The organism is Streptomyces longisporoflavus, assembly GCF_014649775.1.
Taxonomy (GTDB): domain Bacteria; phylum Actinomycetota; class Actinomycetes; order Streptomycetales; family Streptomycetaceae; genus Streptomyces; species Streptomyces longisporoflavus.
In genome coordinates, this window is record NZ_BMTR01000007.1 from 1 (window position 1) to 15339 (window position 15339).

A 15339-nucleotide genomic window follows, 5' to 3' on the forward strand; every position below is an offset into this window, starting at 1 on the left:
GCTTCGCCCAGCCCACCGAACTCGACCTGCAGACCTTCAACGGCCGCCACCCGGTCGAGCTGATCGGCGGGGTGCGCTTTCCCGCCATCGGCGAGCTGCCCTACCTGCTCACCCTGGCCGGACATGGCTTCTACTGGTTCCGGCTGCGCAAGGATCCGGCGTAGGCTCCACCCCTGCTACTCCCGCGCGGGGCGGTTTCCACCGCCCCGCCCCGGGAACTCTCCCGCACGACCGGCACTCCCGCACTCACCCCTGTCCGCACCGCGGAAAGGACGCGACGCCATGTCGGAAGCCGTCACCCGCCCGGGCATCACCGCGGACGCGCTGCTCGCCTCGCTCGATCCGCTGCTGCGCGCGTGGCTGCCACGACAACGCTGGTTCGCGGGCAAGGGCCGCCCGATCAGCGACTTCAACCTGGTCAGCGCGACCGAACTGCTGCCTCCCACCGCTGAGTCAGGCTTCCTGCACCTGCTCATACAGGTGCGCCAGCCGCTGGTGCCGGGGCTTGCCGGCGGCTCGCCCACGCTGCCCCCGGACTGCTATCAGCTCCTCGTCGGCGCACGGCGCGAGCTGCCGCCACGGCTGGCGCCCGCGCTGATAGGCCATGTGACGCAGGGCCCGCTCGCCGGGTACACCGTCTACGAAGCGCTGCACGACACCCGTATGTCCGGTTTCCTCCTTGAAGCCCTGCGGATGCAGGCGCGCATCGGCAAGCTGCGCTTCGAGCGGGACCCGCGCAAGGACATAGACGACGGCCTCGCACCGCGCGTGCTGGGAGCGGAGCAGTCCAACTCCTCGCTCGTGTACGGGGACACGTTCATCCTGAAGCTGTTCCGCCGCATCGTGCCCGGCGTCAACCCGGACCTGGAACTGCCGCTGATGCTGGCCCGCGAGCGCTGCGCCCGGGTGCCGGCCCCCGCCGCCTGGTTCCTGGCGGACGTCGGGGACGAGGCGAACGTACTCGGCGTGCTCCAGCCCTACCTGAAGGGCACCGCCGACGGCTGGGAGCTTGCCCTGCGGGAGCTCGCGGCCGACCGGGACTTCAGCGGCGAGGCGCGGGCTCTCGGGCGTGCGACGGCCGAGGTGCATCTGGCGCTCGCCCGCGCGCTGCCCGCCGTCACGCTCGGCCACGCCCAGATGGAGCTGATCGCCGAGGGCATGACCGGCCGCCTGGATGCCGCGGCCAAGGCGGTGCCGGCCCTGCGACCGTACGCCCCCGCCCTGCGCACGACGTTCGAGGCGCTCGCCGACCTGGGCCGCGGCGAGGGCACGTGGACGGCGCAGCGCATCCACGGGGACCTGCACCTGGGACAGTGCCTGCGCTCGCCCGCCGGGGAGTGGTCGCTCATCGACTTCGAGGGCGAGCCCTCCCGGCCGCTGTCCGAACGCAGGATGCCGCAGCCGCCGGTGCGCGACGTGGCGGGCATGCTCCGCTCCTTCGACTACGCGGCGCGCTCGCGGGAGCCGTGGGCGCCACAGTGGGCGGGCGACTGCCGGGCGGCGTACTGCACGGGATACGCGGAGGTCGCGGGCCGCGACCCGCGCATGGACCCGGTCCTGATGCGTGCCTACGAAACGGACAAGGCGGTCTACGAAGTCCTCTACGAGGCCCGTCACCGCCCCGACTGGCTCCCCGTCCCCCTCTCCGCGGTCAAGCGCCTCGCCACGAACGGCCCCGCCACCGAACAGCACTGACCCGCCCATCGCCCAGGAGGCTCCCCCGTGACCCCCCGCTCGCAGCCGCGCAAACCGTCCGACGAGGCCAGCAAGAAGAGCAGGCGGAAGCCGGAGCCCGCAGGCCGGGCACCCGTGCCGCCCCGGCAGAAGCAGCGCAAGAGCAGCAGCCGCCCCGCGTCGCCCGTTCCCCCCGCCGACCGGGCCCGGCTGCTCGGCGGCACGCACCACGACCCGCACGCGGTGCTCGGCGCCCACGTCGTGCGCGAGGGCATCGCCTTCCGCGCCCTGCGGCCGTACGCGCGCTCCGTCACCGTGGTCGCCAAGGATCTGCGGGCCGAGTTGCAGGACGACGGGGACGGGTTCTTCTCCGGGGTGCTTCCGCTGCGGGAGGTCCCCGGTGACTACCGGCTGCTCATCACGTACGACGACGCCGAGCTGGAGATCCACGACGCGTACCGCTTCCTGCCCTCGCTCGGCGAGTTCGATCTGCATCTGATCGGCGAGGGCCGGCACGAGCAGCTGTGGCACGCCCTCGGTTCACGCCCGATGGTGCACGAGGGAGCGACGGGGACACGGTTCACGGTGTGGGCGCCCAACGCTCTCGGCGTGCGCGTGGTGGGGAGCTTCAACTTCTGGGACGGCGCCGGCTTCCCGATGCGCTCTCTCGGCGGCAGCGGCGTATGGGAGCTGTTCGTGCCGTCGGTCGGCGAGGGCGAGCTCTACAAATACGAGATCACGCGGCCCGACGGCTCGAAGACGCTGCGCGCCGACCCGCTGGCCCGCCGCACGGAGACCCCGCCCGCGAACTCCTCCGTCGTGCACGAGTCGCATCACGAGTGGCATGACGCCCGGTGGCTTGAGCGCAGGGCGGAGGTGCCCGTCCACCAGGCGCCGTTCTCGGTGTACGAGCTCCATCTGGCCTCCTGGCGGCCCGGACTGACGTATCGTCAGCTGGCCGAGCAGCTGCCCGCGTACGTGGCCGACCTGGGGTTCACGCATGTCGAGCTGATGCCGGTCGCCGAGCACCCCTTCGGCGGCTCCTGGGGCTACCAGGTCACCGGTTTCTACGCGCCGACCGCGCGTCTCGGCACGCCCGACGACTTCAAGTTCCTCGTCGACGCGCTGCACGGCGCGGGCATCGGCGTCCTGATGGACTGGGTGCCCGCGCACTTCCCGCGCGACGACTGGGCCCTCGCGGAGTTCGACGGGCGCACCCTGTACGAGCACGAGGACCCGGGCCGGGCCGCGCACCCCGACTGGGGCACCCTGGAGTTCGACTACGGCCGCAAGGAGGTGCGCAACTTCCTTGTCGCGAACGCCACTTACTGGTGCGAGGAGTTCCACATCGACGGCCTGCGCGTGGACGCCGTCGCCTCGATGCTGTACCTCGACTACTCGCGCGAGCACGGCGAGTGGACCCCGAACGTGCACGGGGGCCGCGAGAACCTCGACGCCGTCGCCTTCCTCCAGGAGATGAACGCCACCGTCTACCGCCGCGCCCCCGGCGTCGTCACCATCGCCGAGGAGTCCACGGCCTGGGACGGCGTGACCCGCGCGACGCACCACGAGGGCCCCGGCGGCTTCGGCGGGCTCGGCTTCGGCCTGAAGTGGAACATGGGGTGGATGCACGACTCGCTCGACTATGTGTCGAAGGAGCCGGTGCACCGCAAGTTCCACCACAACGAGATGACGTTCTCGATGGTGTACGCGTACAGCGAGAACTACGTCCTGCCGATCTCGCACGACGAGGTCGTCCACGGCAAGCGGTCCCTGGTCTCCAAGATGCCCGGCGACTGGTGGCAGCAGCGCGCCAACCACCGCGCCTACCTCGGCTTCATGTGGGCCCACCCCGGCAAGCAGCTCATCTTCATGGGCCAGGAGTTCGCCCAGGGCGCCGAGTGGGCGGAGGGGCACGGCCCGGACTGGTGGCTGCTCGATCCCGCGTACGGTGCCGAGGCCGATCACCGGGGCGTGCGCGACCTCGTGCGCGACCTCAACACCGTCTACCGCCGCGAGCCGTCCCTGTGGCAGCGCGACACGGACCCCGGCGGCTTCGCCTGGGTGGACGGCGACGCGGCCGAGGACAACGTGTTCGCGTTCCTGCGCTACGCCGACGAGGAGGCCGGGAACGCGACCGGCGCGCCGCTCCTGGCCGTCTCGAACTTCTCACCGGTGGTGCGGCACGAGTACCGCCTGGGCGTGCCGGGCGAGTTCACCGCCTGGCACGAGATCCTGAACACGGACGAGGCCCGCTACGGCGGCGGCGGCGTCACCAACCCGGACCCGGTCAAGACCGAGCCGGTGGCGTCGCACGGCCGCCCCGCGTCCCTGCGCCTCACCCTGCCGCCGCTGGCCACGGTGTGGCTGCGACCTGCTTGAGCGCCACCGGCAGCTCCCGCGCGTGCAGGATGCCGAGGCGCTGCGTGGCCCGGGTGAGGGCCACGTACAGGTCGCTCGCGCCGTAGCTGCCGGGCTCCACGACCAGAACCGTGTCGAACTCCAGGCCCTTCGCCTGACGCGGATCGATCAGTACGACCGACCGCGTCAGGTCCGGGGCCTCCCCGGCCGTCACACCGGGGAGCTGTGCGGCGAGCCGAGCATGCAGCTCGCGAGGGGCGATCACCGCGAGGCGGCCCTCGTCCCGCGCCTCGGCCGCCACCGCGTCGGCGACGGCCGCGGCGAGGTCGTCCGTGCGGTGCGCCCACGGGAGCACACCGGTGGACCGCACCGAACTCGGCGGCTCGAAGCCGGGGTGCTCGACGCGGGGCACCTCGGCCGCCACGTCCATGATCTCCTGCGGCGTGCGGTAGTTCACGCCGAGCCGGTTGTACTCCCAGCGGTCCTCGACGTACGGGGCGAGGATCGCCTCCCAGGAGCCGCAGCCACCGGCCTCCGCCGTCTGCGCGGGGTCACCGACCAGCGTCATCGAACGCGTCGGGCAGCGCCGCATGAGCAGCCGCCAGGCCATGGCGGAGAGCTCCTGCGCCTCGTCCACGATGATGTGCCCGAACGCCCAGGTCCGGTCCGCCGCCGCGCGCTCGGCGGCGCTGCGGTGGTCTTCCTCCTCCTGGCGCTCGGCCATGCGCTCGGCGTCGATGATGTCGTGCGCGAGCAGGACCTCTGATTCCTCATCGTCCTTGTCCTCGAACTCGTAGGTCCGAGAGGCGTACGAGACATCGAGCACGCCCTGTGCGTACGCGATCTGCTTGGCCCGCTCCGCCTCCGCCCTCGCCCGCGCCGCGCTGTCGTCGTTGCCGAGCAGTTCGGCGGCCTCGTCGAGCAGCGGGACATCGGCGGCCGTCCACGCGGCACCGCGCGGGCGCCGCACCAGGTCGGCGTCCTTGTCCGCGAGGTGCGTCGGCTCCTCCAGGAAGTCCGCGAGGAAGCCCTCAGGGGTGAGCTGCGGCCACAGCTCCTCGATGGCCGCGTGCACCTCGGGGCTCGCGGCGATCGCCTTGCCGAGCTGGGCGATGTCGTCGGGGCCGAGGAAGTTCGGGCCGCCGTACGGGTCGGCGCCGAGCCGTTCGGCCAGCTGCTCGGTGAGCATGTCGATCACGCGGAAGGCGAAGTGCGGCCGGCCGAGGTTGTGCGGGACGTCCGCCTCACGGGCCGCCTCGCGCGCCTCGTGTGCGATCGTCCAGTCCAGGATCAGGTCGCCGTCGTCGTGCTCGATGACGATCGGGGCTCCGGGCTCGGGGGTCTGCTGCCGGTCGCGCAGGGCGGCGGCGAGCACGTCCGCCATCTCCGCGCGGCCCTTCACCTCGGCTGCCTCGGGGGTGTCGGTCCCGGTCGCGCTCACACCGGGGAACAGCTCGCCGACCGTCGAAAGGAGCACGCCGGTCTCGCCGAGCGCGGGCAGGACCTCGCTGATGTAGCCGAGGAAGGCGGGGTTCGGGCCGACGATCAGGACCGCGCGCTTGGCGAGCAGCCGGCGGTGGGCGTACAGGAGGAACGCGGCGCGGTGCAGCGCCACGACCGTCTTGCCGGTGCCGGGGCCGCCCTCGACGACCATGACGCCGTGGTGCGGGGCCCGGATGATGCGGTCCTGCTCGGCCTGGATGGTCTGCACGATGTCGTGCATGCGCCCGGTGCGGGCCGAGTCGAGCGCGGCGAGCAGCACCTCGTCGGCGTTCGCGCCCTCGTGTCCGGTGCGGGTGGTGTCGCCGAGATCGAGGATCTCGTCGTGCAGGGCCGTCACGTCGCGGCCCTGAGTGGTGATGTGCCTGCGCCGGCGGAGCCCCATCGGCGTATGCCCGGTCGCGAGATAGAAGGGGCGCGCGACTTCGGCACGCCAATCGATCACGAGCGGGGTGCGCTCGACGTCGGACGCGCGGATTCCGATGCGTCCGATGTGGTGATCCCGGCCGTCGCGGAATTCGAGCCTCCCGAAGCAGAGGCCGTTCTCTCCCGCGTTGAAGGCGGCCAGCAGTCCGGACCGCTCGGCCACCAGGACGTCACGCTCAAGCCTGGCCTGCAGACCGTTGCCGACCTGCGTCAACGACGCCTGCACGGCGGCTTGCGCCTCCTCGCGCAGCGCGTCGAGGCGCGCGTACAGCCCGGAGACGAATTGCTGCTCTTCCCGCAATTCCTCGGTTGACAATTCAGCCCCTCGCCAGTTACAGTGCTCTTATACAGATTCTCGCGATTCCGTTCTGCCCAAATGGGCAAGGGGTCGCGAAAGGATCCAATATACGCGAAGAAATACCCCGGACGTCAATTCGTCCGGGGTATTTCTCTTTCCGCGTACGGCTTCTCTGCGTCAGAGCACGTCGGCCTCGGCGAGGTCGGCGAGGAGCTTGCGCTTGGGTCGGGCGCCCACCATGGACTTCACCGGCTCACCGTTGCGGAACACCAGCAGGGACGGCACCGAGAGAATGTTGTACGCGATCGCCGTCTGCGGGCTGCTGTCCACGTCCACCTGCACGATCTTCAGCCGGTCCGCCTCCTCGCGCGCTATCTCGCCGAGCACCGGCGCGAGCTGCCGGCAAGGACCGCACCACTCCGCGCCGAACTCCACGAGCACGGGCAGCTCCGCCTTGAGCACCTCTCCCTCGAAGTCCGTGTCCGTCACCTCGGCCACGCCGTCCGCCTTGACCATTCCCATGTCCGCGCTCCCTCTAGCCCGTCAGCTCGCACTGCGGGTCCGGACCCCCCGGAACCGCTGCCTCGGCGCGCACCAGCTGCGCGCCCACCTGTTCCCGCACCGCACTCAACTCGCTTATCAGCGCGTCGAGTTCAGCCAGCTTGCGGCGGTACACGTCCAGTGACGCGGGACAGGAGTCGCCCGCCGGATGCCCCGAACGCAGGCACTCCACGAACGGCCGCGTCTCCTCCAGCTCGAACCCGAAGTCCTGAAGGGTCCTGATCTGCTCAAGGAGACGCACGTCGTCCTCGTCGTAGGTGCGATAGCCGTTGCCGCTGCGACGAGCGGGCAGCAGCCCCCTTGACTCGTAGTACCGAAGCGTCCGCGTGGTGGTGCCGGCCCGCTCCGCAAGTTCGCCGATGCGCATGCGTACGACGGTAATCCTTGACGTGGGCGTCAAGGCCAGTGCGCCGGTCCGGATCGGTCAGTGCGCCGGTTCGGGCGCGCGGACGGACTCGATGATGGCCGTCCAGCCGTCCGCGCCGTGCCCCTTGGCGATGGCCCGGTCCAGGACGGCCTTGATGCCGTTGAGGGACTCCACGTCGAGACCCCGGTGTTCGGAGGCGTGGATGATGTGGTCGACGTTGGCGGCCTCCGTGACGAGCGGGGCCTGTTCGCCCGGATACTCGCCGGAGTCGACCTCGATCGCCGTCGACTCGATGGCCGGCGGGAAGATGGAGAGCAGCGCGCTCAGGTAGGGGGCGAGATCCGCTCCCTTCACGCCGTCCGCCCCGGCAAGCGCGAACGCGTGCACGAGACCGGACATGCTCGTCCAGAAGAAGTCGAGCAGGGCGTTGTCGTAGACGGCCGCGAGACCGTGGTCCTCGCCCAGGTGCACGGTGTTGCCGCCGAGCGCCTTGAGCGTGCTCGCGTGCCTCTCGTACACGGACTTCGGTCCGCTGTGGAAGAGCAGCGCGTCGGCGGTGCCGATCACCGTGACCGGCACCATGATCGCGCCGTCCAGGTAGTCGATGCCCTGCTCGGCGGCCCAGGCGGCGGCCTCGCGCGAGCGCTCCGGGGTGTCCGACGTGAGGTTGACCAGGACGCGACCCGACAGGTCCGCGGCGATCGGGCCGAGCACGGCCCGCGACACGTCGTAGTCGTAGAGGCAGACGACCACCAGGTCCGAGGCGCGGACCGCGTCGCCCGCGGTGGCGGCGCGCGTGGCGCCCCTGGCGACCAGGTCCTCGCCCTTGCCGGGCGTGCGGTTCCAGACGGTGGTGGGGTGTCCGGCATCGAGAAAAGCGCCGGCGAGTGCCTGCCCCATGGCGCCGAGGCCGAGGACAGTGACGGAGGTAGTGGTATCGGCGGGAGCGGCTGAGGAGGTGTGGCTCTGGTTCGTCATGACGACCATGCTTGACGGGCGCCCACTTGCTCACAAGTACCGACTATTTAGTCAGGTACTTACGAAAAGGTAAGCATGCGGGGGGAGTTGGGCGGCCGTCTCAGCCGAAGGACGGCTCGCCGTACGGCCGCTTGAGCTCGTAGAAGTCCGGTGTGCCCGCCATCAGGACCACCCCGTCCCACAGCCGCCCCGCCGCCTCTCCTTTCGGCGCGGGCGAGACGACCGGGCCGAAGACCGCGCCGACTCCCCGTACGGAGAGCACCGGCGTGCCGACCTCGGGGCCGACCAGCGCGAGGCCCTGGCGGTGAGAGGCCCGTACGGCGGCGTCGTACTCCTGCGTCCAGGCCACCGACGCGAGCTCCGCGGGCAGTCCCGCGTCGGCGAGCGCCGGCTCGATGCCGTCCCACTCTCCGCGCTCGTGCAGCCGGACCCCGAGCGCGTCGAGATACGTCCCCAGCGCGTCGTTCCCGTACCGCTCGTCCACGGCCGCGCAGACCCGGCCCGGCGCCCGCATGTAGTCGCCCCACTCGCCACCGGGGTCCTCGGGGTCGACGTCGAGGTGTTCGTTCAGCACCGACAGGCTCATCACGCGCCACCGCACGGTGACGTCCCGCACCCGCTCCACCTCGCGGAGCCACCGCGAGGCGAGCCAGGTGTACGGGCATACGGGGTCGAACCAGAAGTCGGCGTTCGGCGGCACGGTCACCCAGCTACCGTACGAGACAGGCCGGTCAGTCCAGCTTGCCGGTCAGCCCAGTTTGAGTACGCCGATGGCCTGGTCGGCCATCCTTGCCTCGCCGTGGGCGTTCGGGTGCACCGGGACGAAGTTCGTGCCGAAGAGCACGGGCTCGATCCAGCGGGTGCCCTTCGGCTTGCAGGCGTCGTGCCCCTCCGACGCGGCGGACAGGTCGACGTACGTGGCGCCCGTCTCGGAGGCGGCGCGCTGCACGGCTCCGTTCAAGTGGGCCTGAAGATCCCGCAGATAGGGGACGTCTCCGGTGGCGATCGGCATCTTGGCGAAGCAGGTGGGGTCGGCCTTGGCCGGGACGATCCACGGGTAGCCGAGGATGCCGATACGGGCGTTCGGGGCCTTGGCCTTGATGTCCCGCAGAGCCTTCTTCAGCGCGGGATACGTATTGGCGTCGATCTCCTCGGTGAACTTGTCCCCGTTGGCGTCCTTGCAGGGGCTGCCCTTGCCGCCGGAGAGCACGCCTGCGCTGCCGCAGGCCAGAATCGCGCCGATGAAGGTGTTGTTGTCGTTGCCGCCGATGGTCAGCGTCACCACGTCGGTGTCTGCCTTGACCGCGTCGAGCTGCGGGGCGACGCCGGGGTACTGCGAGCCCGCGAAGTCCTTGGTCTGGGCTCCGCCGCAGGTCACGTCGGTGAGCTTGGCGCCGGTGCGGTTGGCCACGATGTGCGGGTAGTTGGCCGTCGAGCGCGCGCAGAGAAGCGGTGCGGTCACGTCGAGGGGCAGGACGCCGGATCCGGCGCTGTAGCTGTCGCCGAGGGCCACGTAGTCGAGCGGTTCGCCGCTGCTGCCGGTCGCTTGGGCCGGCGCCGCGGCCAGGCCGAGAGTGGCGGTTCCGACGGCGGCGAGGGCGGCTGCGACGCGGAGGGAGAGGGTGCGGGCGCGGCTGCGGGTGCGGGTGAAGGCCTGAGGGCTGGTGCGGGCGCGTGCGCGGATCACCATCTGGAGTCTCCTTTGAATCCGATGGGGGGTCAGTCCCGGCGAGGAGCGATCAAGCCGCGGGCGCCAACAGCCTTGCTGCGTGGGGGTTTTGGGCAGGCTTCAGCGGCTTTCGGCGGTTCTTGGTGGTACAACGCTGAAGTTACTGGCAGGTTTGAACAACAGTCAACAGTTTGCGCACGGGCCCACCTAGATGGCCGAATGCTCTGCGAACGCATGCCTCACACGCGTGCAGAATTCCTCCACCTCGCCCGGCTCCGGTTCCTCGCCCGTCGCGAACATCGCCGCTTGGAGGGCAGGTCCGTACGCGTTGCCGTGACGGTCGATGTCGGACGTACGGGCGGGCTGCACCACGAAGTGGATGTGGCCGGGCACGCGACCGGCGTGGGACCAGAGGCAGACGTAGACCTGCTCGCACTCGTCGCCGACCGCCGCGCGCAGGGCGGAGGTCACCCGGGTCAGCAGCGGCCCGAGTTCGGCACTCTCATCCGCGTTCATCTCGTGTACGCCGGTGATGTGGCGCAGCGGCTTGACGATGAGCGTGCCGGTGCCGAGCGGGCCGACGCAGTGCTCGACGGTCCAGTGCGCCGTGCGCAGCAGTGTGCCGCCGAGCAGGGGGGCGGTGCCGTCGGCGAGGTCGCAGGCGAGGCAGTCGCTCCCCCGCGTCGGCTGCGCGCGCTCTTCCGGCTTCACTTGTCCACCCGGTACATCCGGATCTCGCGGTTCACGAAGAGGTGGACGTAGCCGCAGCTCCAGCAGATGAGTCCGGTCGCCGACTCGTTGGCCCACGCCAGGTTCATGAGCTCCATGCCGGAGCTGTTGAGCTTGACCTCCCGGTCGCGGAACAGATCCCCCTTGCAGACCTGGCAGTTGATCCACATTTCCCCGATGGCGGCTCGCCTCGGCTTGTTGCCCATGGGACCCCGCCCCCCTTCCCCGTATCCCGTATCCCCGTGGCCTTGCTGAGTTGCTGTCTTGCTGAGTTGCTGAGTCGCTGAGTCGCTGACCTTGAGGCTATCCGGCACGGAGAAAGCGGGCGGGCCCACCACGGTCACCCTTCCGACCGTGGTGGGCCCGCCCGCCTCACTCGCCACCGAGCCGGTGGCCGACGGCTAGGCCGTCACTGACTTCTTCTCGCTGCTCTCCGGCTGCGAGGGCACGCCGTCAGCGCCGTCTGCGCCGTCAGCGCCCTCTGGGCCCACCGTCCCGGACTCGGAGGCGCCGTCGTCGAGCAGCGTCTTCTCGTCGAACGGCAGCCGTCCCGCGAGGACGTCGTCGACCCGCTGCCGGTCGACCTCCTTGGTCCACGTACCGATCAGGAGCGTCGCCACCGCGTTGCCCGCGAAGTTGGTCAGGGCGCGCGCCTCGCTCATGAAGCGGTCGACGCCGATGATCAGGCCGACACCGTCCACCAGGGCCGGCTTGTGCGACTGGAGACCGCTGGCGAGGACCGCGATGCCCGAACCGGAGACGCCCGCCGCGCCCTTGGACGCGATCATCATGAACAGGAGCAGGGAGATCTGCTCGCCGACGCCGAGCGGCTGGTCCATCGCCTCGGCGATGAAGAGCGACGACATGGTCAGGTAGATCATCGTGCCGTCGAGGTTGAAGGAGTAGCCCGTCGGGACGGTGATGCCGACGACCGGGCGGCTGACGCCCAGGTGCTCCATCTTCGCGATGAGCCGCGGAAGGGCGGACTCGGACGAGGAGGTGGAGAGGATGAGCAGGAACTCGCGGCCCAGGTACTTCAGGAGCTTGAAGAGGTTGACGCCGGTCACCAGGCGAAGCAGCGTGCCGAGCACGATGAGGATGAACAGCGCGCAGGTGACGTAGAACCCGATCATGATCGTGGCAAGCGCCTTCAGGGCGTCCGTACCGGTCTCGCCGACCACCGCCGCCATCGCGCCGAACGCGCCGATCGGGGCGGCCCACATGATCATGGCGAGCACGCGGAAGACCAGCTTCTGGATGTGCCCGATGCCGCGCAGGATCGGCTCACCGGAGCGGCCCATGGCCTGCAGCGCGAAGCCCACCAGCAGCGCGACGAGCAGCGTCTGCAGCACCTCGCCCTCGGTGAAGGCGGAGACGAGCGTCTTCGGGATGATGCCGAGCGCGAAGTCGACGAGACCCTTGTTCGCCTCTTCGGCCGCGTCGTGGCCCGCGCCCTTCTCGGAGTCCGTGATGTCCATGCCGGAGCCCGGGTGCAGGATGTTGCCGACGATCAGGCCGATGGCGAGCGCGACGACGGACATCGCGACGAAGTACGCGAGTGCGAGGCCGCCGACCTTGCCGACCTTGGCGGCCTTGCGGACCGAGCCGACGCCCAGGACGATCGTGCAGAAGATGATGGGCGAGATCATCATCTTGATCAGGTTCACGAAGCCGGTGCCGAGCGGCTTGAGCTCCGTGGCGAAGTCGGGGAAGAGCAGTCCGACACCGATACCGAGGACCACGGCGATGATGACTGCGATGTACAGGTAGTGGGTGCGGTCCCGTTTGGCTGCGGGAGCCTTTGCCACCTGGCTGTCGGTGGTGTCGGCCACGAGGGCCCTCCTTGAACGACTACGTCGGCGTTTTCGGCCAGTGCGTGCGGCTCACGTCCTGGGCAGGCGGATCTCGGGTGACTATCTCTCGCCCTGTGAGGGCGGTCACCCTTACGTTCATTTAGTTCGCGCTTATACGGCCAGGCAGACTTGCACCATGTCCCTCGCCCGCCCGCCCCGGCCGCGCAGCCTCGCCGGGCAGCTCTTCGCGATGCAGATCGTCCTGGTCACCGTGGTGGTGGCCGGATGTGCACTGTTCACGTTCCTGAGCGACCGGCAGCAGGCCGAGGAGGGCGCGCGCCGCCAGGCGACGGCCGCGGCGAGGGCGGTGGCGGACTCTCCTTCGGTACGCGAGGCCGTGCGCGGCCGGGATCCGACGAGGACCCTCCAGCCGTACGCGACCGACGTGCTGCACCACACCGGGGTCGACTTCGTCACGATCATGGACAAGGGCGGCATCCGCTGGACGCACCCCGACAAGGAGCAGATCGGCGAGCGCTTCCTCGGCCACCGGGCGGAGGCGCTGCGGGGCCGGACCTTCACCGAGATCTACACGGGGACGCTGGGCCCGTCCGTACGCGTGGTCACGCCGATCAGGGCCGCTGACGGCAGTGGCCGCATCACCGGCCTGGTCAGCGCGGGCATCACCATCGAGGAGATCAGTGAGACGGCGCGCGACCAGCTGCTCGCGCTGCTCGGCGTCGCGGCGGGCGCGCTCGCGCTGGGCGGTGTCGGCACCTACGTGATCAACGCACGCCTGCGCCGCCACACCCACGGCATGAACGCCGCCGAGCTGAGCCGTATGCACGACTACCACGAGGCGGCGCTGCACGCGGTGCGCGAGGGGTTGCTGATGCTGGACGGGCAGCGGCGCATCGCCCTCATCAACGACGGCGGGCGCGAGCTGCTCGGTGTCTCGGGCGGCCTGGTCGGCCGGAACGTCGCCGAGCTCGGCCTGCCGGTGCCGCTGACGGGCGCGCTGCTCGCGGCCGAGCCGCGCGTCGACGAGCTGCATCTGACGGCGGACCGGGTGGTCGTCGTGAACACGTCGCCGGTGTCGAGCGGTGAGCGCCGGGGCACGGTGGTCACCCTGCGCGACCACACCGAGTTGCAGGCCCTCACCGGTGAGCTGGACTCGGAGCGCGGCTTCACGCGCGCCCTGCGTTCGCAGGCCCACGAGGCGGCGAACCGCCTGCACACGGTGGTCTCCCTCATCGAGCTGGGCCGCGCGGACGAGGCGGTCGACTTCGCCACGGCCGAGCTCGAACTCGCCCAGGCGCTGACGGACCAGGTCGTCGCGGCGGTGAGCGAGCCGGTCCTCGCGGCCCTGCTCCTGGGCAAGGCGGCCCAGGCGAACGAGCACGGCGTGGAGCTCGTCGTCTCCGCCGACAGCAGCATCGACGACGGCATGCTGCCGCCGGAGCTGCCCGCGCGCGACCTGGTGACGGTCCTGGGCAACCTGATCGACAACGCGGTGGACGCGGCACAGGGCTCCCACGCGGCCCGCGTGACGGTGACGGCACGCGCGGACGGGACGGGACTGACGCTGCGGGTATCGGACACGGGCCCCGGCGTGGACCCCGTACACGCGGAGGCGGTCTTCCAGCGCGGTTGGTCCACGAAGGCCACGTCGGGCCGGGGCCTGGGCCTGGCACTGGTCCACCAGACGGTGACGAAGCACGAGGGGACACTGGAGATACGGGAGGCTCCGGGGGGCGGCGCGGAATTCGAGGTCCGCTTGCGGACGAACGCCGCTTCCGGGGTCTCCGCGCGGCCGGGCGCCGCTTCCGTGGCTCCCGCTGGGCCGGGCGCCGCATCCGGGGCTCCCGCGGCGCCGGACACCGCATCCGGGGCTCCCGCTGGGCCGGGCGCTGGTGACGAGACGTCCGCGCGGCCGGGCGCCGCTTCCGTGGCTCCCGCTGGGCCGGGCGCCGCTTCCGTGGCTCCCGCTGGGCCGGGCGCTGGTGACGAGACGTCCGCGCGGCCGGGCGCCGCTTCCGTGGCTCCCGCTGGGCCGGGCGCCGCTTCCACGGACGCCGCGACGCCGGATGCCGGTGACCAAGCGTCCACCACGCCGGATGCCGCTGCCACGGCCACCACGACCCCCCGCACCGACGACAAGGCGCCCCCCGCGCCCCGTCCCGGTGACCAGGCGTCCGCCCCCTCGGACGCAGCAGACGGAGGCACCAAGTGACAGAGCCGATTCGGGTCCTGGTCGTCGAGGACGATCCCGTGGCCGCGGACGCGCACGTGCTCTACGTGAACCGGGTGCCGGGCTTCCGGGCCACCGGGAAGGCACACAGTGCCGCCGAGGCGAAACGGGCCCTGGACCGGACCGAGGTGGATCTGCTCCTCCTCGACCTCCATCTCCCCGACGGCCACGGCCTCCAGCTGGCCCGCACCCTGCGCGCCGCCGGTCACCGCGCGGACGTCATCGCCGTCACGTCGGCCCGTGACCTGGCGGTCGTACGCGAGGGCGTCTCGCTCGGCGTCGTCCAGTACGTACTGAAGCCCTTCACCTTCGCCACCCTGCGCGACCGCCTCACCCGCTACGCCGAATTCCGCACCGCCGCGGGCGAGGCCACCGGCCAGGACGAGGTGGACCGCGCCCTGGCCACCCTCCGCGCGCCGAGCCCCGCCGCTCTGCCCAAAGGGCTCAGCGGCCCCACCCTGGAGAGAGTGACCCGCACCCTGCGTGACGCGCCCCCCGAGGGCGTCACCGCCGCTGCCGCCGCCGAGACGGTGGGCATCTCCCGCATCACCGCGCGCCGCTACCTCGAACACCTGGTCACCACGGCCCGCGCCACCCGCACCCCGCAGTACGGCCACGTGGGCCGCCCGGAATACGTGTACCGCTGGCTGACGTCGGCGACCTGACACGCCACCCGGCCCCAAGCACCTTTCCAGGTAAGCCGATTGGCAGCCTGCAGACCCACAGGTAACG

General features: G+C 71.0%; 14 protein-coding genes. 5 read left to right on the top strand and 9 right to left on the bottom strand.

The window, feature by feature from the left end; genetic code table 11:
• From IE226_RS15770 to glgB, 3 genes are all read left to right on the top strand, one after another.
• On the top strand, nt 1-164 hold a 164-nt coding region (locus tag IE226_RS15770), incomplete at its 5' end, for an alpha-glucosidase C-terminal domain-containing protein (RefSeq protein ID WP_190081862.1).
• Between the two features lie 118 nt (nt 165-282).
• The gene (locus tag IE226_RS15775) at nt 283-1695 is read left to right on the top strand and encodes a maltokinase N-terminal cap-like domain-containing protein (RefSeq protein ID WP_190081863.1); all 1413 of its coding nucleotides are present in this window, start codon (nt 283-285) and stop codon (nt 1693-1695) included.
• Nucleotides 1696-1809: 114 nt separating this feature from the next.
• Entirely contained in the window at nt 1810-4056 is a 2247-nt protein-coding gene (glgB, locus tag IE226_RS15780) for a 1,4-alpha-glucan branching enzyme (protein WP_229871110.1), read from the top strand.
• On the opposite strand, the gene IE226_RS15785 is transcribed toward glgB, so the two are convergent.
• From IE226_RS15785 to IE226_RS15825, 9 genes are all read right to left on the bottom strand, one after another.
• Nucleotides 4013-6277 (bottom strand): HelD family protein, encoded by a 2265-nt coding sequence (locus IE226_RS15785; protein WP_190081865.1) that lies wholly within the window; start codon nt 6275-6277, stop codon nt 4013-4015. The two genes, glgB and IE226_RS15785, sit on opposite strands and share 44 nt — an antisense overlap.
• A gap of 159 nt (nt 6278-6436) precedes the next feature.
• Nucleotides 6437-6775, bottom strand: coding sequence for a thioredoxin (trxA, locus tag IE226_RS15790; RefSeq protein ID WP_308429481.1), 339 nt, complete (start codon nt 6773-6775; stop codon nt 6437-6439).
• 19 nt (nt 6776-6794) lie between these two features.
• Nucleotides 6795-7187, bottom strand: a complete 393-nt coding sequence (locus IE226_RS15795; protein ID WP_190081866.1) for a MerR family transcriptional regulator — start codon at nt 7185-7187, stop codon at nt 6795-6797.
• A 57-nt stretch (nt 7188-7244) separates the two neighbouring features.
• Nucleotides 7245-8165 carry an NAD(P)-dependent oxidoreductase gene (locus IE226_RS15800; RefSeq protein WP_229871033.1) on the bottom strand — a complete coding sequence of 307 codons (921 nt, stop codon included), beginning with the start codon at nt 8163-8165 and terminating at the stop codon, nt 7245-7247.
• Nucleotides 8166-8265: 100 nt separating this feature from the next.
• On the bottom strand, nt 8266-8871 hold the full coding sequence (locus IE226_RS15805) for a mycothiol-dependent nitroreductase Rv2466c family protein (protein ID WP_229871042.1): 606 nt from the start codon (nt 8869-8871) through the stop codon (nt 8266-8268).
• Between the two features lie 42 nt (nt 8872-8913).
• Nucleotides 8914-9855: an SGNH/GDSL hydrolase family protein gene (locus IE226_RS15810; RefSeq protein WP_190081868.1), complete on the bottom strand. Its 942-nt coding sequence runs from the start codon at nt 9853-9855 to the stop codon at nt 8914-8916.
• A 186-nt stretch (nt 9856-10041) separates the two neighbouring features.
• Nucleotides 10042-10545: an HIT family protein gene (locus IE226_RS15815; RefSeq protein WP_190081869.1), complete on the bottom strand. Its 504-nt coding sequence runs from the start codon at nt 10543-10545 to the stop codon at nt 10042-10044.
• Nucleotides 10542-10769, bottom strand: a complete 228-nt coding sequence (locus IE226_RS15820) for a hypothetical protein (protein WP_190081870.1) — start codon at nt 10767-10769, stop codon at nt 10542-10544. The genes IE226_RS15815 and IE226_RS15820 overlap by 4 nt, the downstream gene beginning before the upstream one ends.
• A 195-nt stretch (nt 10770-10964) precedes the next feature.
• Nucleotides 10965-12371: a cation:dicarboxylate symporter family transporter gene (locus IE226_RS15825; protein WP_229871111.1), complete on the bottom strand. Its 1407-nt coding sequence runs from the start codon at nt 12369-12371 to the stop codon at nt 10965-10967.
• 181 nt (nt 12372-12552) lie between these two features.
• Here IE226_RS15825 and IE226_RS15830 point away from each other — a divergent pair, with 181 nt between their 5' ends.
• Both IE226_RS15830 and IE226_RS15835 read left to right on the top strand, forming a co-directional pair.
• On the top strand, nt 12553-14589 hold the full coding sequence (locus IE226_RS15830; protein ID WP_190081871.1) for a sensor histidine kinase: 2037 nt from the start codon (nt 12553-12555) through the stop codon (nt 14587-14589).
• Nucleotides 14586-15272: a response regulator gene (locus tag IE226_RS15835; RefSeq protein ID WP_190081872.1), complete on the top strand. Its 687-nt coding sequence runs from the start codon at nt 14586-14588 to the stop codon at nt 15270-15272. The genes IE226_RS15830 and IE226_RS15835 overlap by 4 nt, the downstream gene beginning before the upstream one ends.
• The last annotated feature ends 67 nt before the right edge of the window (nt 15273-15339 follow it).